Source organism: Candidatus Eisenbacteria bacterium, assembly GCA_035712145.1.
GTDB lineage: Bacteria > Eisenbacteria > RBG-16-71-46 > RBG-16-71-46 > RBG-16-71-46 > DASTBI01.
In genome coordinates, this window is the sequence record DASTBI010000221.1 from 76,797 (window position 1) to 99,174 (window position 22,378).

At 69.3% G+C, this 22,378-nt stretch carries 21 protein-coding genes; 7 read left to right on the forward strand and 14 right to left on the reverse strand.

Translation table 11 applies throughout. The features are described 5' to 3' along the window. Window positions 1–30: 30 nt before the first annotated feature. The gene (locus tag VFQ05_15820; GenBank protein ID HET9328235.1) at window positions 31–1,713 is read left to right on the forward strand and encodes a hypothetical protein; all 1,683 of its coding nucleotides are present in this window, start codon (window positions 31–33) and stop codon (window positions 1,711–1,713) included. 52 nt (window positions 1,714–1,765) lie between these two features. Next, window positions 1,766–2,395, forward strand: a complete 630-nt coding sequence (locus VFQ05_15825; protein ID HET9328236.1) for a DUF1579 family protein — start codon at window positions 1,766–1,768, stop codon at window positions 2,393–2,395. A gap of 20 nt (window positions 2,396–2,415) precedes the next feature. Here the strand turns inward: VFQ05_15825 and VFQ05_15830 are convergent, their stop codons facing one another. Both VFQ05_15830 and VFQ05_15835 read right to left on the reverse strand, forming a co-directional pair. Continuing rightward, window positions 2,416–3,573, reverse strand: a complete 1,158-nt coding sequence (locus tag VFQ05_15830; protein ID HET9328237.1) for a hypothetical protein — start codon at window positions 3,571–3,573, stop codon at window positions 2,416–2,418. 15 nt (window positions 3,574–3,588) lie between these two features. Continuing rightward, complete coding sequence (locus tag VFQ05_15835) at window positions 3,589–3,762, reverse strand: hypothetical protein (GenBank protein HET9328238.1); 174 nt, start codon at window positions 3,760–3,762, stop codon at window positions 3,589–3,591. A 121-nt stretch (window positions 3,763–3,883) separates the two neighbouring features. Here VFQ05_15835 and VFQ05_15840 point away from each other — a divergent pair, with 121 nt between their 5' ends. Then, window positions 3,884–4,741, forward strand: coding sequence for a nuclear transport factor 2 family protein (locus VFQ05_15840; GenBank protein HET9328239.1), 858 nt, complete (start codon window positions 3,884–3,886; stop codon window positions 4,739–4,741). 23 nt (window positions 4,742–4,764) lie between these two features. On the opposite strand, the gene VFQ05_15845 is transcribed toward VFQ05_15840, so the two are convergent. From VFQ05_15845 to VFQ05_15885, 9 genes are all read right to left on the reverse strand, one after another. Then, on the reverse strand, window positions 4,765–6,621 hold the full coding sequence (locus tag VFQ05_15845; protein ID HET9328240.1) for a TRAP transporter large permease subunit: 1,857 nt from the start codon (window positions 6,619–6,621) through the stop codon (window positions 4,765–4,767). A gap of 7 nt (window positions 6,622–6,628) precedes the next feature. Next, complete coding sequence (gene dctP / locus VFQ05_15850; GenBank protein HET9328241.1) at window positions 6,629–7,636, reverse strand: TRAP transporter substrate-binding protein DctP; 1,008 nt, start codon at window positions 7,634–7,636, stop codon at window positions 6,629–6,631. After that, window positions 7,633–8,571: a TRAP transporter TatT component family protein gene (locus VFQ05_15855; protein HET9328242.1), complete on the reverse strand. Its 939-nt coding sequence runs from the start codon at window positions 8,569–8,571 to the stop codon at window positions 7,633–7,635. The genes dctP and VFQ05_15855 overlap by 4 nt, the downstream gene beginning before the upstream one ends. 26 nt (window positions 8,572–8,597) lie before the next feature. Continuing rightward, window positions 8,598–10,010 carry an amidase gene (locus tag VFQ05_15860; protein ID HET9328243.1) on the reverse strand — a complete coding sequence of 471 codons (1,413 nt, stop codon included), beginning with the start codon at window positions 10,008–10,010 and terminating at the stop codon, window positions 8,598–8,600. After that, window positions 10,007–10,198 carry a hypothetical protein gene (locus VFQ05_15865; protein HET9328244.1) on the reverse strand — a complete coding sequence of 64 codons (192 nt, stop codon included), beginning with the start codon at window positions 10,196–10,198 and terminating at the stop codon, window positions 10,007–10,009. The genes VFQ05_15860 and VFQ05_15865 overlap by 4 nt, the downstream gene beginning before the upstream one ends. 48 nt (window positions 10,199–10,246) lie before the next feature. Then, entirely contained in the window at window positions 10,247–11,569 is a 1,323-nt protein-coding gene (locus VFQ05_15870; GenBank protein ID HET9328245.1) for a S8 family serine peptidase, read from the reverse strand. A gap of 68 nt (window positions 11,570–11,637) precedes the next feature. Then, window positions 11,638–14,400, reverse strand: coding sequence for a CHAT domain-containing protein (locus tag VFQ05_15875; GenBank protein ID HET9328246.1), 2,763 nt, complete (start codon window positions 14,398–14,400; stop codon window positions 11,638–11,640). A 24-nt stretch (window positions 14,401–14,424) separates the two neighbouring features. Beyond that, entirely contained in the window at window positions 14,425–15,024 is a 600-nt protein-coding gene (locus VFQ05_15880; protein ID HET9328247.1) for a hypothetical protein, read from the reverse strand. Between the two features lie 52 nt (window positions 15,025–15,076). Beyond that, window positions 15,077–15,634, reverse strand: a complete 558-nt coding sequence (locus VFQ05_15885; protein ID HET9328248.1) for a sigma-70 family RNA polymerase sigma factor — start codon at window positions 15,632–15,634, stop codon at window positions 15,077–15,079. A 201-nt stretch (window positions 15,635–15,835) separates the two neighbouring features. Between VFQ05_15885 and VFQ05_15890 the strand changes: the two genes are divergently transcribed. Continuing rightward, complete coding sequence (locus VFQ05_15890; protein ID HET9328249.1) at window positions 15,836–18,499, forward strand: multiheme c-type cytochrome; 2,664 nt, start codon at window positions 15,836–15,838, stop codon at window positions 18,497–18,499. 93 nt (window positions 18,500–18,592) lie between these two features. Beyond that, entirely contained in the window at window positions 18,593–18,874 is a 282-nt protein-coding gene (locus tag VFQ05_15895; GenBank protein ID HET9328250.1) for a hypothetical protein, read from the forward strand. A 105-nt stretch (window positions 18,875–18,979) separates the two neighbouring features. On the opposite strand, the gene msrA is transcribed toward VFQ05_15895, so the two are convergent. The 3 genes from msrA to VFQ05_15910 form a co-directional block, all read right to left on the reverse strand. Further along, window positions 18,980–19,639, reverse strand: a complete 660-nt coding sequence (gene msrA / locus VFQ05_15900) for a peptide-methionine (S)-S-oxide reductase MsrA (GenBank protein HET9328251.1) — start codon at window positions 19,637–19,639, stop codon at window positions 18,980–18,982. Window positions 19,640–19,708: 69 nt separating this feature from the next. Continuing rightward, the gene (locus VFQ05_15905) at window positions 19,709–20,122 is read right to left on the reverse strand and encodes a hypothetical protein (protein ID HET9328252.1); all 414 of its coding nucleotides are present in this window, start codon (window positions 20,120–20,122) and stop codon (window positions 19,709–19,711) included. Between the two features lie 26 nt (window positions 20,123–20,148). Continuing rightward, window positions 20,149–20,751, reverse strand: coding sequence for a hypothetical protein (locus VFQ05_15910; GenBank protein ID HET9328253.1), 603 nt, complete (start codon window positions 20,749–20,751; stop codon window positions 20,149–20,151). Between the two features lie 313 nt (window positions 20,752–21,064). Here VFQ05_15910 and VFQ05_15915 point away from each other — a divergent pair, with 313 nt between their 5' ends. Both VFQ05_15915 and VFQ05_15920 read left to right on the forward strand, forming a co-directional pair. Beyond that, window positions 21,065–21,556 carry a DinB family protein gene (locus tag VFQ05_15915; GenBank protein HET9328254.1) on the forward strand — a complete coding sequence of 164 codons (492 nt, stop codon included), beginning with the start codon at window positions 21,065–21,067 and terminating at the stop codon, window positions 21,554–21,556. A gap of 214 nt (window positions 21,557–21,770) precedes the next feature. Further along, window positions 21,771–22,378 (forward strand): PQQ-dependent sugar dehydrogenase (locus VFQ05_15920; GenBank protein ID HET9328255.1); only part of this gene is annotated, 608 nt, incomplete at its 3' end.

A 22,378-nucleotide genomic window follows, 5' to 3' on the forward strand; every position in this document is an offset into this window, starting at 1 on the left:
CGATGCGGCCGGCGAGTGTAGCATCCCGCCATGAACCGATGTTCGGCGTGGGGCGTGGCCGCGCTCGTCGCGATCACGGCACTCGGCGCCGCTTCGGCGGGCTCCGGGCGCTCGCTCGCGAGGCTGCCGGGCTACGGTCCGATGTTCGGCTACGGGCCGCGTCCCATTCCCGCGATCGTCTTCGTGTCGCGCAACCCCGTTCCCGGAAATCCGAGGCTCGTCCCCGGGCTCGGCCCCATCGGCCGGACGGTCGCGCCCGGCGGCCGTCTGATGGTGCGCGAAGCCAATGGAAAGATCCGCGAGCTGTTGCCGGAAGGGGCGCTGTTCGACGTCGCCGATCCCGCCGTCTCGTTCGATGGCCGACGGGTCGCCTTTGCCGGACTGCGCCAGGGCGACCGCGGCTGGCGCATCTATCAGATCGGCATCGACGGCCAGGGGCTCCGCGCGCTGACCCGCACCGAGCCTGGTCTCGAGCGACCCTCGCGCTTCGAGCGGTACGACGACTTCGATCCGTGCTGGATCGGCGAGCGCAGCATCTGCTTCGCCAGCACCCGGTATCCGCTCATGGCTCAGTACTCCCAGGTGCCGGTGAGCAATCTCTACGTGCTCGATCTCCCACGCAAGGGGAGCGCGCTCGGGGTTCCGCGCCGCATCACGTCCGAGCGAAACGGCGCCGAGGAGCCCACGCTCGATCCGCAGCGCGGGGAGATCGTGTTCGCGCGCTGGTGGTTCAACCGCTTCCAGGCCGGGCCCGCCGGGCTCGCGAGCATCGCGACCGAAGCGCTGCCGCGCGACAGCGTCAATCTGTGGGAAGCCGTCGCGATCGGGGTCGACGGACTCCGCCTCGCCTTTGGCGGACTCGGGTCACGCCGGGCGACCATGGCGTACCAGCCGGCGTTCCTTGCGGACCAGACGCCGGTCGGCGTCTACGCGCTCAATCTCGGCTTGTGGCCGAGCTCCGGGCCACTCGGCCTCCAGCGCTTTCCAGGCCGCGTCGGACATGCCGAGCGCCTGGCGGGGGCGGCGATCGCCGACTCCGCGCGCCATTCGTACGGCGACGCGGTCGGCCTCGCGGCGCCTTCGGCTTGCTCGCCCGCGGGGCTGCCGGATGGCCGTGTGGTATTCGCCTACAGCCCGGGAGCGCGTGGTGATTTCGGAATCTACGTGGTCGACGACGAAGGACTCTTCGCGCCCTGGGTGCTGGTGGATCTTCCCGGAACGCTCGAGCTCGACCCCGCGCCGGTCGTGGCCCGGCCCGCTCCCTGGCTGCGCGGCGTTCCGAGCGAGCGCCTGAGCGCGCAGCCGGCGGTCATCGGCGGTTCGCCGCGCGGCACGTTCACCTACAAGTCGCTCGGCGTCTTCCGCGAGACGCGCCACGTGCCCGGCGCGCCTCCCCGAGTGAGCGGGGCGAAGCTGCGTTTCTACGCGGCGCCTCTCATCGGCGCGGACGGTGACGCCGACAGCGCGATCCTGATTCGCGAGACTCCACTCGCGGCCGATGGATCGATCGAAGCGCGAGGACTGCCGGCCGACGTGCCGCTCTTCGAGCAGCTCGTCGACCGCCATGGCCAGGTGATGATCTCCGCCCACGGACCGGCGCACGTCGCCGGCTTCAACGCCGGCGCTCCAGGCTCGGTGAGCCGCTGTCTGGGTTGCCACGTCGGACACTCCTCGATCCCGCTTCCGGCCCCGATCCCCGGCACCAGGCCATGAGTGCTAGGCTCTCGGCACATCGTGCGGCATCCACTCGTCCAGGAGCTCCTCCATGAAGATCTCGATCCGAACTCCGATGGTCACTTTCGCCATCGCGGCATTCACGGCCGTGGCCTGGATTTCAGGCTGCGGCGGCGGCCTCGGCGCGGCGCCGGCGAAGAAGACCTGGAGCTCATCCCTCGAAGAGCAGATGGCGGAAATGATGAAGGGCGCCGCCGCGGGAGGGGCTCGTGAAGCGCTCAAGCCGCTGGAAGGATCCTGGAGGACGGTGCAGAAGACCTGGCTCGAGCCTGGCCAGCCCACCATCACCGAAGGAACCTCCGAGAACAAGCTCGTCTCCAACGGCCGATTCCTCGAGCAGCGCACCCGCGGCGTGCTCATGAATCAGCCGATCGAGAGGTACGGCTTGACCGGGTACGACAGCAAGAAAACCGCGTACGTCACGTTGTGGGCCGACGATCACGCAAAGGTGATCGAGACCTTCGAAGGAACCGTGGACACCGCGGCCCACGAGATCACGATGCAGGGCAAGGGCAAGGGGCCGGATGGCAAGGACGCGGAGCTCAAGGTCGTCACCCGCTGGATCGACGACGGCCGGCACGTCGTCTCCATCTACGGGATCCGCAACGGCGCCGAAGAGCTGGTGATGGAGACCACCTATCGGCGCATCGCGCCGCGCTAGGGGATCTCCATCGGTCGAGCTCAGTTCGAAGCCGTGCCTCCGCCCCCTCCCATGTCGGCGAGGCGCTTCTTCATGTTCGCGATGGCGCGGTTGGGGCGCTGGCCATCGGGCAGCGTTTCGCCTTCCTTGATGCCCTGCTCCAGCGTTCCCCGCGCCGCGACACTGTCGCCGCGCGCCACATGGATGTTGGCGCGCGTGGTGTAGAAGCCCAGCTTGCGGGGCCCGTAGGCCAGCGACAGCGCCCTGCCTGAAGCCGCCAGCGCCTCGTCGTACTTCTTCATGTCCAGATAGGCGATGGCGAGCCGCGCCGGGGGGTTGTAGTCGTTCGGGAAATCCCGCTCCGACTGCTGCAGCATCGGGATCGCGCGCTCGGGCTGCTTGAGCTCCCGATAGACGGCGAGCCGGTGAGAGTCGAAGACCGTGCGCTGCTCCGGCGTCTTCGCCGTCTCCGCGGCCTTCTCGAGCAGAGCGGAGCACTCGGCCAGGATCTTCTGCCGGCCTTCCTCGTCCTTGGCGTCCTCTCGCGCATCGGCGATCGACAGGTAGATGCCCGAGCGATCGTCGGTCGAGAGCGGGATGGCGGAATTCTTCACGTCCTCGAGGCATCGAGCCTCGAACGCCGCGATCATCTCCTTGCGCTTCGGATGTTCCGCGGGGAGCTGGAGCGCGCAATTGAGCCCGGTCACCGCGGCGCTGGCGCCGAAAGTGGTTCCCACCTGCAGGGCCATGGCTTCGTTCGCGAGCTCGGTGCAGCGCGCCGGGTCACCGCTCTGGCTGAGCGCGAAGAGCGTGGCGTCCACGACGCGCGGATACTGCGGCCAGTCCTTGGGCGCGGCCGCCAGGGCCTGCTGGTAAGCCGATGCCGCGAGCGAATCGGCTCCGGCGGCGTACAGACTGTCGGCGCGGGCCAGCACGGCGTCCAGCTCCGTGCGCGGAGCGGCCACGGCGAGATGGCCGTCATCGAGCAGCTTGTGGAGCTGGGGCAGCGTGGCGCCGCCGATCCAGCGAAGCGCGACCTTCTCGTTCTTCGAGTCGATCACGTAGAGGGTCGGATACGCGGCGATCTTCAGCTTGCGGACGATGGCGGCGTTCTTCGCCTTCTCACCATCGATGCCGAGCCAGACGAACCGTCCGGCATGTCGCCCGAGCGAGGCGTCGGTGAAGACGAACGCCTTCATCGAGCGACACGAGTGTCACCAGGGCGCCGATGTCTCGATGAAGATGGGCAGCTTGCGGGCCCGCGCCTCCTTCAGCGCCCGGGGGTAGTCGTCATGGATGAAAGGCAGGACGGACGCATGCTTCGCCGGAGCGGCGGATGCCAGCCCCAGGGCCGCGACCGTAAGCCAGAAGTAGCGTGAGCCACGCATGGAACCTCCTCGTTGGGAACGTCCCGGAAGTCTAACGCAAAGCCTTCCGGGGTCCAGTCACGCCGCGGGGCGGTTTCGGCTAGAGTGGACTCCTTCCCGGCCGCGTGCGCGAGGAGGTCCTGTGCTCGTTCCGCTCTTCCCAGTCGTGGTGCTCGCCGCCGTCACCGTGTCGGAAGGCTCCGACGCTTTGCGCTCGATGGTCGAGGCCGAGGTGGCGTTCTCCAGGATGTCGGTGGAGCAAGGAATGCGCGACGCATTCCTCGCCAACCTCGCCGACGATGGCATCGTCTTCCAGCCGCTGCCGGTGAACGGGAAGTCGGTGTGGTCGCCGAGTCCCAAGCCCACCGCCACGCTGATCTGGGAGCCGGCGTTCGCCGAGGTCTCGGCCGCGGGGGATATGGGTTACACGACGGGACCCTTCGAGCTGCGCGCGCCTCCCGAGGCCGACCGTCCGACCGTCCACGGCCACTTCCACTCGGTGTGGCGCCTCACGTCCGGCGGATGGAGAGTGGCGGTCGACATCGGCGGCTCGCACGACAAGATGGAGCCGGGTGTGGGCAGCGGGGCGTTCCAGGCCGGCCCCGTGCACGAGCCGGGCTCGAAGGGTGATCGGCACGAGGCCGCAGAGCGCGAGATCCTCGAAGCGGAGAGGCGGTTCTCCAAGTCCGCCGAGCGGGACGGCCTCGAGAAGGCCTTCGCGGCCGTGGCCGCCAAGGACGTGCGGCTCACCCGCGAAGGGAAGGCCCCGGTGCAAGGGATCGACGCGTCCAGCGGCGTGCTGCTGGGCGATGGCCGCGCGCGTTGGACGCCAGGCGGCGTGGGCGCGTCGCGGTCAGGCGATCTGGGCTACGCGTACGGTGTGCGCGAGCGAATTCGCGCGAGTGCTCGGCCCGACACCAGTGTGTTCCTCGATGTCTGGCGCCGGGAGAAGGGGAAGTGGCGCCTGGCCCTGGCGGTGGACAACCCGGTCACGCGCTGACCGATCCGCGGAAAACGTCCTCTTCACTCCTTGCCGAGCAGCTTCAGCACTCCCGTCGTCATCTGCGGCACGTACGTGATCACCAGCACTCCGATCCCGAGGATGAGCAGGAACGGCAGCACGTCACGATAGAGCTGAGGCAGCGGCTTGTTGAAGCGTGAAGAGGCAAGGAAGAGGTTGAGCCCCGCCGGCGGGAACAGGAAGCCCAGCTCGAGGTTGGCGAGGAAGACCACGCCCAGATGGACGGGGTGGATTCCGAAGGCGGCCCCGATCGGCGCCACCAGCGGCGCCAGGATGATGATCGCCGAGTAGATCTCCAGCACGCTGCCCAGGACGAGCAGCACGATATTGAGAACGAGCAGGAAGACGTGGGGTGAGGTGATGTGCGCCTGCACCGTCGCCAGCAGCGCATCGGGGATCTGGGCATCGACCAGCCACCCGGTGAGGCCGAGGGCGCTGGCGAGCAGGATGAGCACGGATCCGCACAGGATGCCGGCGTGGACCAGCACCCTCGGCAGATCGCGCAGCGGATGGATGTCCCGGGTGATGAAGCACTCGATCGCGACGGCGTAGGCGAAGGCGACCGCCGCCGCCTCGACCATGGTGGCGAGCCCGGTGGCGAAGAGCGCGGTCACCACGACCGGCACCGACAGCTCCCACTTGGCGCCCCAGGTGGCCTGCCACGCCTCCCGCAGCGAGAACGGCTGACGATTCGTCTCGACCTTCCAGCCCACCTGGATCCCGTACAGCGCCACGATCACCACCAGGAGAAATCCGGGGACGAACCCGGCGATGTACAGGGAATCGGGCGGGACGTTGGCCACGACCGAGTAGAGGATGACGGGCAGGCTCGGCGGGAACAGCAGCCCCAGGCTGCCGGCCGCGGTCACGATGCCGAGCGTGAACCGCTCCGAGTACCCGGCGCTGCGCAGGATCTGATAGAGGAGCCCGCCCAGCGCCATGATCGTGACGCCGGAGCCGCCGGTGAACGTCGTGAACAAAGCGCACACCGCCGCGACCAGGACCGCCACGCCGCCGGGCATCCACCCGAAGAACGCGCGGAAGAACCGCACCAGCCGATCGGCGGCTTTCGACTCGGCCAGCACGTAGCCGCACACCGTCAGCAGAGGAATCGCCGGAAGCGTGGGAGACACCATGAGGCGATAGACGTCGGCGACCACGGCCGAGACCGGCACGGCATCCTTGAAGAACAGCAGCAGGGCGATGCCTCCCATCGCGACGAAGACGGGAGCTCCGACCAGCGCGGCCAGCAGAATGACCGCGAGCAGCGGCACGTACACGGAAGGTCCCGCCGCGGGGACCAGACCGAGCCCGAATGCCGCGGCGATGCTGCCGAACGCCAGGAGGCGCCCGGGCCAGCGATTCGACGCGTTCCAGGCCAGGCGAAGCGCGATGAGACCCAGACACACCGGCATCACGCACTCGCTCACCCAGACGGGAAGGCCGATCGTCAGCTTCTGCCCCTGTTGGCGGTCGGCATTCACCACGCCCCAGGCGGAGAAGGCCAGCACCGCGCACACCGCCGCCGCCACCGAGTAGGAGAATTGGCGAGCGGCGTTGCGCAGGTGCCACTTGCCGATCGCCTCGGCGCTCGAGAGCGTGAGGTGGCTCCCGTGGCGAGTCGCCAGAAGACCGCCCACGAAGGCGAGCCACAGCACGAGCTGGCCTCGGTAGGACTGGGAGCCCGGGATCGCGAAGTTGCCGAGCGGACGCCCGATGGCGTCGATGAGCGGCAGCAGCATCGAGACGAGGAACGCGACGATGAGCGCGCCGCTCTCGATCGTGTGGAGCGCGGACGAAAGCCGGCCAGGCCGAGGCCGATCTTCGGCGTGGAGAGCCTGGTGGGCGGCTTCGCTCACGACGCGTCTAGCGTCCGGCCTTGCGCACGATGTCCCGCTCGCGCACGGCGAGGTCGAGGATGTCCTTGGGCACCGCTTTCTCGCGGAGCTGGGTGGCGAACGACTCGGCGGTGGCGCGCCACACCTTGGCCTCGGCCGGAGCGATGCGGACGACGGTGAGGCCGCGCTTGCCCATCTCGACCACCGAGGTCGAGTCCTGGCCTGGAATCTCGCGCTCGAGGCGCGTCTCCGTCTTCTCGCAGGCCGCGAGGATCGCCGCGCGATCCGCGGGAGAGATCTTGTTCCATGCCGACTTGGTGATGACCAAGGCACCGGCGAGCGGACCGAGCCCGATGTCGGCCATGTAGGGCGCCTTGCGATACCACTGGAGCAGATTGGCGGCCAGGGGAGGCGAAGGCAGCGCGTCGATCATCCCGGTCTGGAGCGCGGGCAGGATGTCGGTCGCCGCCAGCGCCACGGGGTTGAACCCATTCGCCTTCCACATCTGCACCGAGAGATCGTCGCCGGCCCACACGAAGATCTTGAGCTTCTTGAGCTGCTCGATGGTCTTGACCGGCGTGCGCGTGAAGAAGTGCACCCATCCGCCATGGCCCCAATTGAGCAGCACGAAGCCCTTCGCCTCGAGGCGCTTCTTGAACTCCGGCTCCATGCGATCGATGACCTGGAACAGCTCGGGATAGCTCTGGAAGAACATCGGGATCCCGAACACGCGGAACGACTCGTCGATGTCCGTGAGTCCGGTGAGCGTGAGCGCGGCCGCCTGGATCTGGCCGATGCGCATCTTGCGCACCACGTCGGGCTCGTCTCCGGTGACCCCGCCGGGATAGATGCGTAGCGAGACCCGGCCCTGAGTGGCGGACGTCCATTCGGCGCCCATGCTCTTCAGCGCCTTGTCCCACACCGAGCCGTCGGGAACCAGAGTCGCGAGCTTCACGACGTTTCCGGAAGCCTGCGCATCGGCCTGCGCCGGCAGCACAGCGAGGGCCACGACAAACAGCGCGGCGACGAGTCTCATCGGGATTCCTCCGCGGAGGTGGTGTCGGATTCGAGGAAGAGCTCGTCCTGGCGCGCCAGCAGAGTACGAGCCTTGCTTTGGAGGATCAGCGTCTCGAGCCGGCGCTTCGGGTTCTTGTCCGGATCGATGTCCAGCGCCTTCTCGAGAAGCTGACGGAATTCCTTGCGGTTCTGTGAGGCCACGGACACGCTCTGCGCGAACGTCACGTACGGGCTCGAGCGCTGGCCGCGCGAGAGGTCCACCGCGCGCACGAAGTGCCGCTGTGCGCGCTCGGGAGAGCCTCCCATCGCCGGCGGCAGCGCTTCCATCAGGATCATCGCCTCGTGGAGCGCCCCCTCCTCGTACGTCTCGTCCAGCTCGAGCCCGCGCTGGATGAGCGCCTTCACGACTTCGATGTCGGCGGTCAGCTCCGGCCGGTCCTTGCCCAGGTTGATGGCCGATCCCCAGGAGGCGGCGGTCCAGTAGATCCATGGCACGTCCTGCTTCTTCAGCACGCGGACCACCGAGTCCGGGCGCACCGAGAGCCGGCTCGCGAGGCCTTTGTGCGGAACCTCGAGGCCGCGCACGCCGAAGTCCCGCGCGCGCAGGAACAGACGGAGCGCGCGACCCTGGAGCCGCTGGGCTTCTTCATAATGGGTGGGCTCGATGCGCTCCGCCTCGAGCTGGATGAAGCCGTAGGCGTACTGCGTGTAGCCCTGACACGCGCTGAGCAGGAGGCCGCGGTGCTTCGGCACCGTCTCGAGCAGCGACTCCATGGTCTTCAGGCCGAAGGGAAGCGCGTCACGCACCAGCTCGGGATCGTCGTCACGCGCGAAGACGTCGCCTCCTTCGGAGAGCGAGTTGGCGACGCCATTCACCGCCATGCGCTTGAGCGAGCAGCCGGTTCCGACGAGGAGGAGAGCGCACAGCGAGAGCCGAGGAAGGATGGAATGCATGTGCGCGCAAGCTAAGACGGGGTGCATCAAAGGTCAACCGCTCGCGTCTGCTCTCTCTCGAACCCCGCAGGCCGCCGCTGGTTCCAGTCCGTCTCACGCTCGTAGGCGGCTCCCCAGCCGAGCACACGGCCGTCCTCGAAGGCCCGGCCAACGATCTGCAGTCCGATCGGGAGGCCCTCGCGATCGAAGCCGCAGGGCAGCGACAACGCCGGATGCCCCGAGAGGTTGAAGGGCGGCATCCATCGGTTCCATGCCTCCGCCGGCTCGCGCGACATCGGCTCGCCGATGGGCGGCGCCGTGCGGGGCAGGCTGGGAGCGATCAGCACCTCGGCCTCTTCGAGCATCCGCTCGAGCGAGCGTTGGACACGGGCTTGCTCGCGGCGCGCGTGAACGTAATCCACGGCGGAGACCATGAAGCCGCGCGCCAACGCCTGGCGAGTGAGCGCCGAGTACTCTCGAGGCCTCTCTCGAAGCGTGCGCTCGTGGATCGCGCTCGCCTCCGTGGCGAGCATGGCGTGGAAGGCCGTGTACGCATGCTGAAGCGATGCGGTGTCGAGGTCGACCCGAAGCGCGCCGAGGCTCTCGAGCGTTCCCGCCGCCTCTTCGACCGCGGACGCCACGACGGGCTCCGCATCCGCGAAGAGCGGGGCGCCGAGCAGTCCGAATCGACGCCCGCGCAGATCGGTCGCGCCGGCGAATCCCTCGGTCGGCGCCTCCGCGCACCACGGGTCTTCAGGATCGTGCACGGCGATCGCGGCGAGCAGGGCCGCCGCGTCGGCCACGGTGCGCGCCATGGGTCCGACGTGATCCAGCGACCACGCGAGCGGGAACACCCCACGACGGCTGACGAGGCCGAAGGTCGGCTTGAGCCCCACCACGCCGCACGCCGCGGCCGGGATGCGGATCGAGCCGCCGGTGTCGGTGCCGATCGCCAGCGGCGTCATGCCGGCGGCGAGCGCGACGCCCGCGCCACCGCTGGACCCGCCCGGCACGCGGTCCATGCTCCAGGGATTGCGACAGACGCCGAACGCCTCGTTCGTGCTCGTGACCCCGTACGCGAACTCGTGGAGGTTCTGCTTTCCCAGGCACACGGCGCCCGCCCGGGCGAGTCGCTCGACGACGAACGCGTCGCGCTTCGGCACGTGATCGGCGCGCACCCGGGAGCCGGACGTGCAGCGCACTCCCGCGACGTCGATCAAGTCCTTGATCCCGACCGGGACGCCGCACAAGGGGCTCGGCGCTTCGCCCCGACCGATCGCGGCCTCGGCGGCGCGGGCCTGGTCCATCGCTCGCTCGGGCGTGAGGGTGATCCACGCGCGCAGCTGCGGATCGAGTCGATCGATTCGCTCGAGCAGCTCGCGAGTCACCTCGACCGGCGAGAGCGAGCGGCGCGCATAGCGGTCGGCCAGCTCGGCCGCCGGGAGGAAGGCGGCGCTCAAGACCGCCGCGCGCGCGCGCGGGGCGGGCGCGGCGCGTCGTCCACGCCGAGCCGGTCGGCCACGGCGCGTATCCTGGCGCGCAGGCTGTCGACCCCGGGCGCGATCGGCTCCGCCACGTCGTCGAGATCGAGACCGCGCTCGCGCAGCGTCCGGCGCACGTGCTCGGCGGTTTCAGGGAGATCGCTCACGCGGGAGTCCTACAACGCCGGGACTCCCGCGACAAGCGCGGCGATCACCTAACGCGAGCGGGGTTGCAAGGCGGGCTTGACCGGCCCCCCCGGCGCGGGCGCGACCGGCGTGGGCTCGTCCCCGGGCGGCGGCGAGATCTCGTTGTGCGGAAGCGCCGCGTACAGATCGACGCGGCCGCGCCCCATGATGCCCGCGAACAGGGGGTTCAATCCGTCGACCGAAGGAGCGTTCATCTTCACGGCTTCGGTCGCGTGGCGGCCATCCGCTCCGGGGTCGGCCGCGATGAGCAGCGCCGCCGCGCCGGCCAGGAAGGGCGCCGCCATCGAGGTGCCGCCGCCGGAGGCGTAGAGCCCGCGACCAGGAGCCCGCGCATAGAGGCTCACGATGCCCACGCCCGGCGCCGACACGTCGATGTGCGTGCCGTAGTTCGAGAACGTGGCCAGCTTGTCGCCGGGATCGACCGCGGCCACCGCGTACACGTCCGGATAGGCCGCAGGGTACTGGCCATCGCTCGACGACTGGTTGCCGGCGGAGGCGATGAGCGCCACGCCCTGGTTGGTGGCGACCTGGACCGCGCGACGCACGACCCCGACGTCGTGGGTGAGGCCGAGGCTCATGTTGATGACCTGCGCGTCCAGCTCCAGCGCGTCATTGATCCCGGCGGCAAGGCCGAACGCCGTGCCCCAGCCGTCGTCGTTCAGGACGCGCACGGCGATCAGCGTCGCGTGCGGCGCAGTGAGGTGGACGATCCCGGTCACGTGCGTGCCGTGGCCGTACGCCTCGTGCGGATCGCCGTCATCGTCGAAATCCTTGTCGTCAGCGGTCTCGTCCGCGGAAGGACCATGCGGATGCACCGACCAGTCCTTTCCCATGACGATCGGAGTGGCTCCCCAAGCGGGGTGGAACCTGTCGATGCCGGTGTCGAGCACCGCCACGTGGGCGCCGTCGCCCTGCGAGGTCGCCAGCGCCTCCTGCAAATGGATGCGTGTGAGCTGGGGTTGAGAGGCGTAGTGAGCCTCGGTGAGCTTGCCATCCTCGTCGTCGAAGGACATCGGAGTGCCTTCGTATTCGGGCGCCTGGAGGTAACGGTTGAAGTCCGCCTCTTCGACGTCCTTGTCGTTCTGGAGAGCCTCGACCAATTCGACGGCCGGCTGGCTGGTGCTTGCGACGAGGTAATAGAGGGTTCCCTCGAGGTCCACGCGCTCGACCTCGACCAGGTCGTGCCGGGCCAGGAAGTCCGAGAACATCGCCCCCAACTTCAGGGTCACGATCGCCTGACCCTCGACCACGCCTCCCGGCTGGATGCGGTGGAGCGAGGCCATCCCACGGGCGAAGGATGACGTGCCCGAAGGATCCGTCGGACGCTGCATGGAGCCGCAGGACGAGAGAACGGCGACCGCACACACGGCCGCCGCGACGCGAAGAGGAGCCTGGCCAATCATGAGAGTGCCTCGCTCGGAGAGGGCCGCCCATAGAGGGCGAACGGAGCCCAGGTGTAGGCCGAACCTCGCTCGGCCCGGATCCGTCCTGACGCGTGCATCCATGCTCGCATCGGGGAGCGACCCGAAGCCAGCGCTTCGTAGAACAATCGCATCCATGAGCGCGCCGCTTCGTCCCCCACCGACCACAGGCTGACGAGCACCGCGCGTGCGCCCGATTGCACCAACGCGGGCAGGAGACCGAACGCCTCGTCTCCTCCCCAAACCACGGCGTCCCCGGTCCGGCAACCGCTCAACACCACCAGACGCGCCCGAGTTCCGGCTTCGAGGACATCGAACGCCGTCCATCGCCCGTCGGAGAGGCCGATGCCGGAGAGCCTCGGCTCTTCGACGTCCCGCACTCCGTGCGACGCCACGTGGATCAGTCGCGCGCCACCCCACCGGTCCCGGAAGACCTTCCGTCTCGCCTCTGCCCCGCACAAGAGCCACGCATGCGGGAGGCACTCGGCCACCTCGCGGGCCTCGCGCTCGGCGGTCGGCGCCTCCGCCGAGGCAATGCCGGCCACCAAAGCCGCACCGGATGCGGGAGGCTGGACCATCTCCCCGTAGAGACGGTCGCGGGCGCTCAGCAGATACGTCGTTTCTCGCCGCTCGCCGAGCGGCCGGCCGGAGGCCGGCAGGGCGTGGAACGGAAGGTCGCGCAGCCAGCCGTGAGGGACCACGGTCAGCGGACCTTCCGAGGGGTGGAGCGCGAGGGCCGGCTCGAGCAGCGCGCGTGAGAGCGTGGCGAGCAGCTCGTCCTCGGTGGCGCGCAGCGCGTCGCGGCGCTCGGTGCCAGCTTCGCCTTCGAGGGCGTAGCGGTCCCAGAGGCGCCGGAGCCTGAACACGCATTGGTGGAGCGTCTCGGGAGCGGCGTCGAGGCGCCGGTGGGAGAGCCGCTTTCCACCCATCACGAAAACGTGGATCGCGCGCCGCCCCACGAAGTATTCGATCAGGGTTTCGTCCGCGGCGAGCGCGCGCCTGAGTCTCGCGACCTCGGCCGGCCCCAGCCGCGATTGCCTCGCCTGCCGCGACGTCTCGATCTGCAGGCGCTCGTAGATCTGCTGGAGCCGCGCCACCACCGCCGAGCGCCGCCCGGGATCGCGCGCCGGCCGGGCGTCGAGCCGGTCGAGCTCCACCCTCAGCTCGAGGGCGGACTCGAGACGTGCCACGCGCGGGTCGGGTGCGGCGGCGACCCGCAGGCGCGGCACGTGCGCGCGCTCCGACCACAGGAACGCGCGCTCCGCCGAAGCGTCCGAGGCGGAGAGCCGCTCGATCGCCTGTTCGGCGACTTCGGCCTGGTCGACCGAGAAGCTGGCCCGCAAGGTCTCGGTCGGGATGCGCGCGCGCAACAGGTCGGCGATCGCCGCCGCCCGCTCGAGACGCTCCATCGCCACTTGCTCGTCTCGTGCGGCGCGTGCGGAGACCAGCGCCCAGCGCTGCTCGAGCCAGGGATCGGGGTGACGCCTCAGGATCGCCCGCACCCGATCCAGCTGCCGAGAGACGCTCGCGTCGCCGCGAGCCGCCGCGTCCTCGGCCAGCCACAGGCGGGCCTCGGCCTCGAACACTCTCTGCCCCGCCTTGTCGAAGTGGCGCACCGCGGCGCGCGCTCGGGCGCGCACGTCCGTGGCCAGCGGCGGGAGGTGCAGCAGGCGGAGTCTCTCGAGACGCGTCCACGCCGCGAGTGACCGCTGGCCGATCCGCTCGAAGCGCCGCGCCGCCTCTTCGAGGTCCGCCATGGCCGCGTCGGTCCGAGCGGCGCGGCCGTGCCAGCGCGCGCGCAGAACGTGCGCCTCGGCTTGCTCCCACAGCGGGGCCGCGCGCTCGAAGCGCTCGATCGCCCGGTCGAACAGGGGGCCCGCGGCGACCCACCGTCCGAGGTCGAGCGCGATCCGGCCGCGTGCGACCGCGGCCATCCCCTGGAGCATGGGCTCCTCGAGCGCGTCCGCCTCACGCTGCGCCGCTTCGAGCAGCCGGCTCGCCTCGTCGTAGCGGCCGAGCCGCGCCAGCGCGGCGCCGTGCGCGAGCCGGCACTGCGCCTTGGCGCTCTCCGATCCCCGCGTCGCCCATAGCGCGGCGCTCGATTCGAAGTGCGGCAGGGCGTCTCGCAGGCGCCCGATCTCCGTGAGGAGGTTCGCCATGTTGAATCGGGTGAGCGCCAGATCCATCGTGTCCCCGCGGCGGGCGAATACGCGCTCGGCGGCGCGGTAGCGCGCCATGGCGCGCACCGGGCGGTCGCGTCTCAGGTGCAGGTTCGCGAGGTTCACGTCGAGGCGTGACGCGCGCCGCTCCTCACCCATCCGCAGGAACACGCGCCGAGCGTCCGCGGCCAGTCCGATGGCTTCCTCGTCTCGTCCCAGGTGGGTGAGCACGTCGATCATTCCGATCGCCGTGCGCGCGCGCTCCAGCGGCTTGCGCGCTCGCTCGAAGGCGCTCAGGGCCGCCTGGTAATCGCGCAGGGCCGGCCCATAGCGATGGAGTCCGCGCAGCGCGTGGGCTCGGGCCCGGCGCGCCACACCCAGAACCGCATCATCGCGGAAGCGCCCCGCGGCGGCCGCGAAGCGTCGCGCCAGCCGCAGCGCCCGTTTCCGGTCGGCGCGGCCGATCTCGCTCAGCCTGTCGCCGAGGGCCAGCGCCTGCGCGAGGTCGAGAGGCTTGGAGAAATCGGCGGCGTGGTGCGCGTCAAGTGGCGGCGCGTCGGGGGGCGATTCCGCGTGGCCCATGGCGCCATGAGGCAACGGAAAGAGTCATGGCGTCAATTCCGGAGTCGACACTTCCCAGCCATCCCCGACCACGACGAGGTGAAAGGGCGAGCTTGGACGCTCGCGAAGATTGAACTCCCCGTGGGGCTCGCTCCGAGTCTCGTCCCGCGTCCGGCCACTGACCTCGAGTCGAACCAGGCAGCCGCCGAGCGGCGGCGGCTCACCGGCCACCGAGAAGATCTGGCCGCTGACGCCGAAGGGGGCCGGCTCGCTTTCGTGGCTCAGCGCGACCTCGATCTCCAGCCGCTCGGTGGCCAGCAGCCACTGCCTTGGCCCCGAGCCCGTCGAGCGGATTCCCGAGCGCACGTCCTCCGCGCTGTCGAACACGACGTGAGCCACATAGGTGCCGGACATCGGGCGCAGGAAACCGCGGGGCACCGCGCGCTGCTCCGCCCGGTGACGCCACACGTCCGGCGCTCCGGGATCGAGGGCTTCCGGCAGCGCCTCCATCCAACCGCGCAGCTTCTCGAGCCGCCCGCGGCATGGCTCGCAATCCTCGAGATGGCTCCGAGGTCGGCCCTTGGAATCCGCATCGTCGAGCATGTCCAGAAGCTCGCCCCAGGTCAGGTGATCACGGTCGGTCATCGGTCACCGCTCCTGGATACGGACGACGAGAGCGCCTTGCCGGATACACGCGTCATGCCGAGCGCCCCTTCCGCCGCCTGGAGTCGAGCGCTTCGAGCAGCCGCTCGAGGCATCGCATGCGCGTCGGTCCGACGCTTCCCACCGGCATCCCGAGCTGGCCGGCGACCTGCCGGTAGTCCGGCTCTTCACGCTCGTAGTAGAGCGCCCGCAGCAATTCCCGGCAACGTGGTGAGAGGGTCGCGAGCGCTTCGCGCACTTCCTGGGCCCGTTCCATGCGCTCGAGCACGGCTTCCAGCTCAGGACCGGGATCCGGAAGGTCAGGAGGCTCGGCCGTGAGGGATTCCCGCCGCCGTCGCGCGAGATGGTCGAGACACAGGTGCCGCGCGGTCACCATGAGCCAGCGCGTGAGCGCGCGCGGATCCTCGATGCGGCCCGCGTGGCGATGGAGCCTGAGAAAGGTCTCCTGGAAGAGGTCCTCTCCGTCGCTGGCCGCGATCCGGTGCGCGCGGATCACCGAATGGACCAGGGCCTGATAACGGGCGACCAGATCGCGCCATGCGGACTCTTCGCCCGCCACGGCGCGCGCCAGGAGCCCCTCACGTTCCGTCATGGCCGCCCATCTTAGCGGGAACGCGCGCCTCGTGTTCGACACGACTGGTATCTCGACGAGGCTCCGGCCCGTCTTCTTCACGCCATGGCTTTGTCCCGCTCGAAACGTCCCGCGCGATTCCTCCTCGGCGCACTGCTCCTGATCCTTCCATCGACTCTCGCGTGGAAAGCCTCGCGCCCTGGAACGCGGCTCGAGTACACGGTGACGCATTCGCCCACCGGGATGGAGGTCGAGATGCGGTGGCGCGGCGCCGGCCCCGGCGACACCCCCACGTTTTCGAGACTGCGTCTCGCGGGGGGGCCAGGCATCGACGAGGTCAGCGCTCTCGATCGGCAAGGCCGAAGCCTTTCCGTCGTCCAGGAGATGCCGGCCGGCTCATCACCTCGCTGGCGCGTCGTGGCCCCCGCTTCCGGCGTCGCGCGCGTGCGGTACCGCGTGACCGCCGCGCCGCGGGCCGAAGGCTCGATGAAACCCGAGGCGCAGAGCTCGGCGATAGGACCGTCGTGGTCGCTCCTGGCGGGCCGCGACCTGTTCCTGGTGCCGTCGTCCTTCGAGCGGGTGAAGGCCGTCATGATCCGCCTCGACGCGCCCGCTGAGCAACGCGCGATCGCACCGTGGCTCGAGCCCGGGCGAGGCACGGCTCCCCAGCGTGTCGCCGGAGGACTCGAGGAGCTGCTGGCTACGCCGCTCGCATTCGGCCGCTTCGCCTTGGACTCCTTCGCGGTCGGCGCCACGCGCTACCGAGTGTGGAGCGAGGCGTCGATCCCGGGCTCGGAAAGGACGCGAATCGTCGCACAGGCCCGCGCCGTGGCCACCGACCTCGCGGACCAGGTGCGGCGGCCTCTGGGCGCGACCTACACGGTGATCGCGACCCCCACGCTCGACGACCTCGGAACGCCGACCGGCGCGGCCTGGGGGAGTGGCCAGGGCGGCGGCGCCTCGCCGCTCACGACCACGCGGCTCCGAGGGATCGCGCTCTCTCTGGCGGATGCCTACGTCCTGTCACGGCCGCATCGATTCGAGCTCGACGCGTTGGACGAGAGCTGGCTCGCGCCTGCCCTTCGCAATCTCTTGGCCGAGAGAGCCGTGGCCCGCGCCCGCGGCGTGTCGCGGGCCGACCTCGATCGCGTGCTCGCCTATCGCTACGCGATGCTTCCCGAGACGATGCGCGAGGATCTCGACCTCGAGCGGGTTCGCACTCCGTTCCCGACGGCCGAGGGCCAGGTCGCGGCGGTCGAGGAGGCCGGCCCCTACGTGCTCGCGCGTCTCGATCGAGATCTGGCCGGAGACGATCCTGGGCGCTCGCGGCTCGCCGCGGCGCTGGCGCGCGCCGCTCGCCACGATCACGTCCGCTCCTTCTGGTCCGCGTTCGATCCCGAAGACCGCGAGCGCGTCGCGGCATTTCGAGCCCGGTACGTGAGAGGCCGCGAGCTGCTCGACGTCTCCGCCGACCGGGATCCTGCCGAGATGCAGACGGTCTCCCCGATCACGGGTGTGCCGGTGCAACGCGTGCGCCTCGCGGCGACGGGCCATACGCTCGGCTATCTCGAGCCATGCGGGTGCCGCGTCAACCAGGCCGGCGGCGTCGCCAAGCGCGCCCGCCGCGTCGCCGAGCTGCGCGCGCGCTTTCCGGGACTGTTACTGGTCGACGCGGGATCGTCGTTCGGCGATCCGGGCCAGATGCCGATGCTCGACGAGCTCGCGCGCGCGGAGCTCCACCTCTATCTCGGCACGATGCGGTCGATGGGCTACGACGCGCTCGCGCCGGGATGGTCCGATCTCGCTCGTGGCCCTTCCTTGTTCGCGACGCTCGGAACCGGGTCGGCTCTTCCCTATACCACCGCCAACCTTCGTCACTCGCGCAAGTCCCTCGCTCCTCCCGCGCGCGTCGTCGAGCGCGACGGTGTGCGCGCGCGGATCGTCGGCGTCTTCGAGCCCGCCCTCCCGCTGCAGCGGCCTTCGCGCCTCGACGCGAGCCTCGACTCGCTGGAGATCGAGGACCCGGTGGCGGCTGTGCGGGCCGCGCTGGCCGGCGCGCCCTCGTCCGATCTCTGCATTGTTCTCGGGGAGCTTTCCTATCGCGCGGTCCGCGAGATCGCCCGGACCTGCCCCGAGGTGGATGTCATCGTCACCAGCCCCGACCGCATCCGTGGCGAGCTGACGGCGAACGGCGCGGGCTCGAGCCTGAGCCCGTCATCGGGTTTTCTCGATCGCGCGTTCGTCCTCTACGCGGACCTCGGCGAGTACGGGATCGAGACCCTCGATCTCGGTCTCGGCATGGACGGTCGCGTCGTCGACGCGCGGGTCGAGCCGTTCGATCTCGGTGACGACGTGCGCGAAGACCCCGTGGTGCGCGCGAGGCTGGATCGCTTCTACACCACCGTCACCCGGACCATGACGACCGCCCATGTCGAGATTCCGGACGCGGCCGATCCCGAGCGACGGGGCGGGTACGCCGGGAGGCAGGCCTGCGCGTCCTGTCATCCGTCGGAGACCGCCCAGTGGGAGACCACGGCGCACGCGGACGCCTTCAAGACGCTGCTCGACGCGCACCGCCACTACCAGCCGCGGTGCGTGGCCTGCCACGTCGTTGGGTTCGGGACCCCCGACGGCTATCGCTCCGATTCGCGAGAGCTGGCGGACGTGCAGTGCGAGGCCTGCCATGGACCGGGGGCGGCGCACGCGCGCGACCCGATTCGCGGCCGGATCGCCCGCGAGGTCCCGGAACGGGTTTGCGTGTCCTGTCACACGCCCGAGCACTCGGACGCGTTCGTCTACCAGGACCGGCTTCCGCTCGTGGCGCACGGGAAGAGAGGGATCACGGCATCGCGCGCTGCGGAGGAAACTCAGGGCGCGCGGCGCTGACGAGAGAATGACGCGTGGGGAACTCCTCCACGTGCGCGGCGCGAGCCCGGCCCTTCGCTCCGCGAAAGCTTCGGGCCGGAGGAGGAAACCTCCATGCGTACGTTCATTCTCCTGGCGCTGGTGGCCACGGTCGTGGCCCTCGGTCTGACCATGGCTCCGACGTCGCAACCTTCGCGTTATGGCACCGCGCTCGGGACCAGCGTCGCCTTCGCACAGGACGACGAAGTGATTCCGCCGAAGCCGAGACCCGATCCGGCGTGCCAGCGCGCTTGCCTGAGCGCGAACGGCGTCAAGTTCTGCGGGACCGGGACCGGCGTCAAAGGCTGCAAGAGCATCGTCAACAACAACTGTATCTTCGTGATCTGTCCGCTGTAGACGCGACGCCCGCGGCGGGGCCGTCATTCCGGGTCGGGATGGCGAGCCTCTCGCCGCGGGCGGGCGCTGGCGTCATCCGCGAAGCGCGACGAGGCAGACCCGACGCTAATGGGCAGTCGGCTTGGCCGCCGACTTTCCCCAGATCTCCGCGAGCCGCCGGTCGCGGCCGCATCCCTCGCGATAGCTCTTGTAGCGCTCGGGATTCACCTGGCAGTAGTTCTGGTGATAGTCCTCGGCGGGCCAGAAGACGCCGGCCGGCTGGATGATCGTGACGATCGGTTTCTTGAGCACGCCGGACTTCTCGAGCGCCCGCTTCGACGCGTACGCGGCGTTGGCCTCGGTGGAGTCACGATAGAAGATCGCGGAGCGGTAGTGCTTTCCGATGTCGCAGAACTGGCCGTCGCCCTGGGTGGGATCGATGCTGTGCCAGAAGATGTCGAGCAGCTTCGCGTACGAGATCTGGGCGGGATCGTAGGCGATGTCGATGGCCTCGAAATGTCCCGTCCTGTGCGACGAGACCTGCTCGTAGGTCGGATGCTTCTCGCGGCCACCGGTATAGCCGGAAACGACGGATTTGATCCCGGGCCTTCCCTCGAAGTCGTTCTCCCCGCACCAGAAGCAGCCCATGGCGAAATAGGCATGCTCGGTCGCGGTCGAGATCACCTTCATCCTCGGCGAGGTGGACGGAGCTTTCGCCGGCGCATTCGCGGCGTGAAGCGCCGCGGGGAGGAGCAGGACGGTCAGCAGGATCGAGGCGCGGAACATGGCAGGAGCATACAACAGCAACGGCCGGGGATTGTTCTCCCCGGCCGCCCGGACCGCCTTCGAGTTTCTCTAGTGGCGGCCCTTCTTCTTCATCTGTCCCGGAGGCCCGCCGTGCGGGTGGCTCTTCCACGACTTCGACGGCACGCGCAGGATCGGCTGCGGGACCGAGCGCACGTCGACCACCATGTACGGCCCGCTGGTCCTCGACGAGCGGTACCAGTAGCCGTCGTTGTACAGGTAGTACCTGCCGTTGTAGCGGAAGACGTCGTAGTCCGTGTTGTCGACCGCGTAGACCAGCGTCCCGGGAATCGCGACGAGATCCGGCCGCGTGCCCAGCACGACGCGGGGCGCAGGCGGCGCGTTGTTCACGCCCACCGTGAATCCGTAATACGTCGCCGCGCCAGCCTGCGGCGCCATGGCGACCGCAAAGCCCAGCATCAGCGCGATGGCCGTCCAGCGCTTCACCATTCGAGTCTTGATCATGATCGCTCCCTTCGTTCGAGAGGCGGTCAATGCCTCGCTCGTTGGACGCGCTCGCGCGGTTCCTTGCGCTTGGGGTCCTTCAGCACCACGTTCACGCCGTCGATCGTTCCGGTGACGACTCTCTGGACCTGCTCGACCGCTTCGGCGCCGACTTCACCCGCGGCGCGGATCGCGCCCGAGGCCGCCGCCGAGGCCGTCTCCTCGACTTCCATGCCGAGGTCGCGCGCCGCTTCGATCGCGCCCTCGACCGTCCCCTTGGCGGCATAGCCGATGTCGCCGCCGAGATCGTGCACGCCGCGCACCACGGCGCCGGCGCTGCCGGTCACGGTGTCCAGTGTCGCCTGGCCCACCTGCTGCGAGCCGCGAATGGCGCCCATCATGATCGACTTCGCCGCGTCCCCGACTTCCACGCCCACTTCCGCGACGCCGTGCACGGCTCCGGCCACGGTCTCGACCACGAGACCCGAGACTTCCTCCTGCGCCGCACGCGCGGTCCTGAGCGTCTGCGCCAGCGTTCCGCTCACGCCTTCCACCACCGCGCCGGCCACGTCTCCCGCGCCCTCCAGCGCGCCGACGACGTTCTGTCTGGCTTCCGCCATGACGTTCTTCGATTGCCGCTTCCTGGCCATGTGAAAAACCTCCTGAAACACTCCGGACGTGCGCGCGGAATCGGGTTCAGCGGCCGCCGCGCATCACGGCGCTTCCAATGCGAGACCGGTGCCAGGAATTGGGGGACGTTCTATGGCCAATCCAGAAAGGAAGTTGGAGCGCCGCGCGGGTCTGGAGGCCGCGATCCATGCAGGTAGGAGGTGCCGAGACAGTGAAGAAGCTACAAGGAAGCCGTGATCGTTGACGAACATTTGAAACGCTCGTAGGGTGCTCGCCGTTCCTTCCGACCTGTCCATTGCGGCGACGCCGGAGGCGGTCCCGCGAAAGGCTCCCATGAACCTGTCCGCCGCGCTGCTTCCCGAGTTCGATCAGGAGATGTCGACCACTCGCCGCCTTCTCGAGCGCGTGCCGTCGGATCGAGGAACGTGGAAGCCGCACCCCAAGTCGTTCTCCATGGGCCACCTCGCGCAGCTCATCTCACGCATGCCGGGATGGATCACGCAGATCATGAAGGAGACCCGGCTCGACTTGATCGCGGCGGCGCCCTACAGCCTCGAGAGCACCCCCACGCTGCTGGCGGAATTCGATCGTCACGTGCGCGAGGCGCGCATGGCGCTCGAGCGAGCGAGTGAAGAGGATTACTCGGTGACGTGGTCGCTGGCTTCGGGCGATCGCGTGTTCTTCACGCTGCCGCGAGGTGTGGTGGTTCGCCAGACCATCAATCACCTCGTCCATCATCGCGGCCAGCTCAGCGTGTACCTGCGGCTGGTGGACGTTCCGCTGCCGTCGATCTACGGACCCACCGCCGACGAAGGCTGGTCCTGATCGGGAATCGCCGTGGGTCGAGGCTTGAACGTCTCGGATTGTTGAACACCTGCGCAGTGATTCGAGCGGAAACCCCGTGACCCGCTGATCGGCCGGGGTGTAGCTTGCTTGAAGCGAGACCCGTTCCCTGCGGCTCCTGCCGCAGCTCCCTCACGTCGGTCACGCACTCCCGAGAGCAAAAGTCGATTACACGGACCCGAAGAGGAAGCGACGTATGACTCCCCGCCTGGCTGCCGTCGCGAACACCACCAAGCTCCTGATCCTCATCCTCACCCTCGGCGCCCCGCTCGCAGGATTCCCGGCGAAGGCCCGCGCCTATCCCGCGAACTTCACCGACACGCAGTTCATCGGTGGCACCGGCGTTCTCTCGAGTCCGGTCGCGCTGGCCTGGTCCAGGGATGGCAGCCGGCTCTTCATTGGCGAGATCGGCGGACGGATCAAGGTCTGGACGGGCGCGCTGCCGCTGACCACCGCGCTCACGCTGTCGGTGCAGAACTTCGAAGAGCAGGGCTTGCTGGGGCTGGCGCTCCATCCCAACTTTCCCACGCAGCCCTACGTGTACGTGCTCTACACGCCGGGCAGCAATCCACAGAGGGGCGGCTTCCAGCGCATCTCCCGCTTCACGTTCAACCTTGCCAACAACACGCTCGGCAGCGAGCTGGTGCTCCACTCGACCTTGCCCTGCGGGAACGGGTACCACGTCGCCGGGGGTCTCCGGGCGTCCCCGGATGGCTACCTCTACGCCACCGACGGCGAGAACGGCCTGGCCACCGACTATCCGCAGCAACTCGGGCGGCTCGAGGGCAAGATGATCCGCATCAA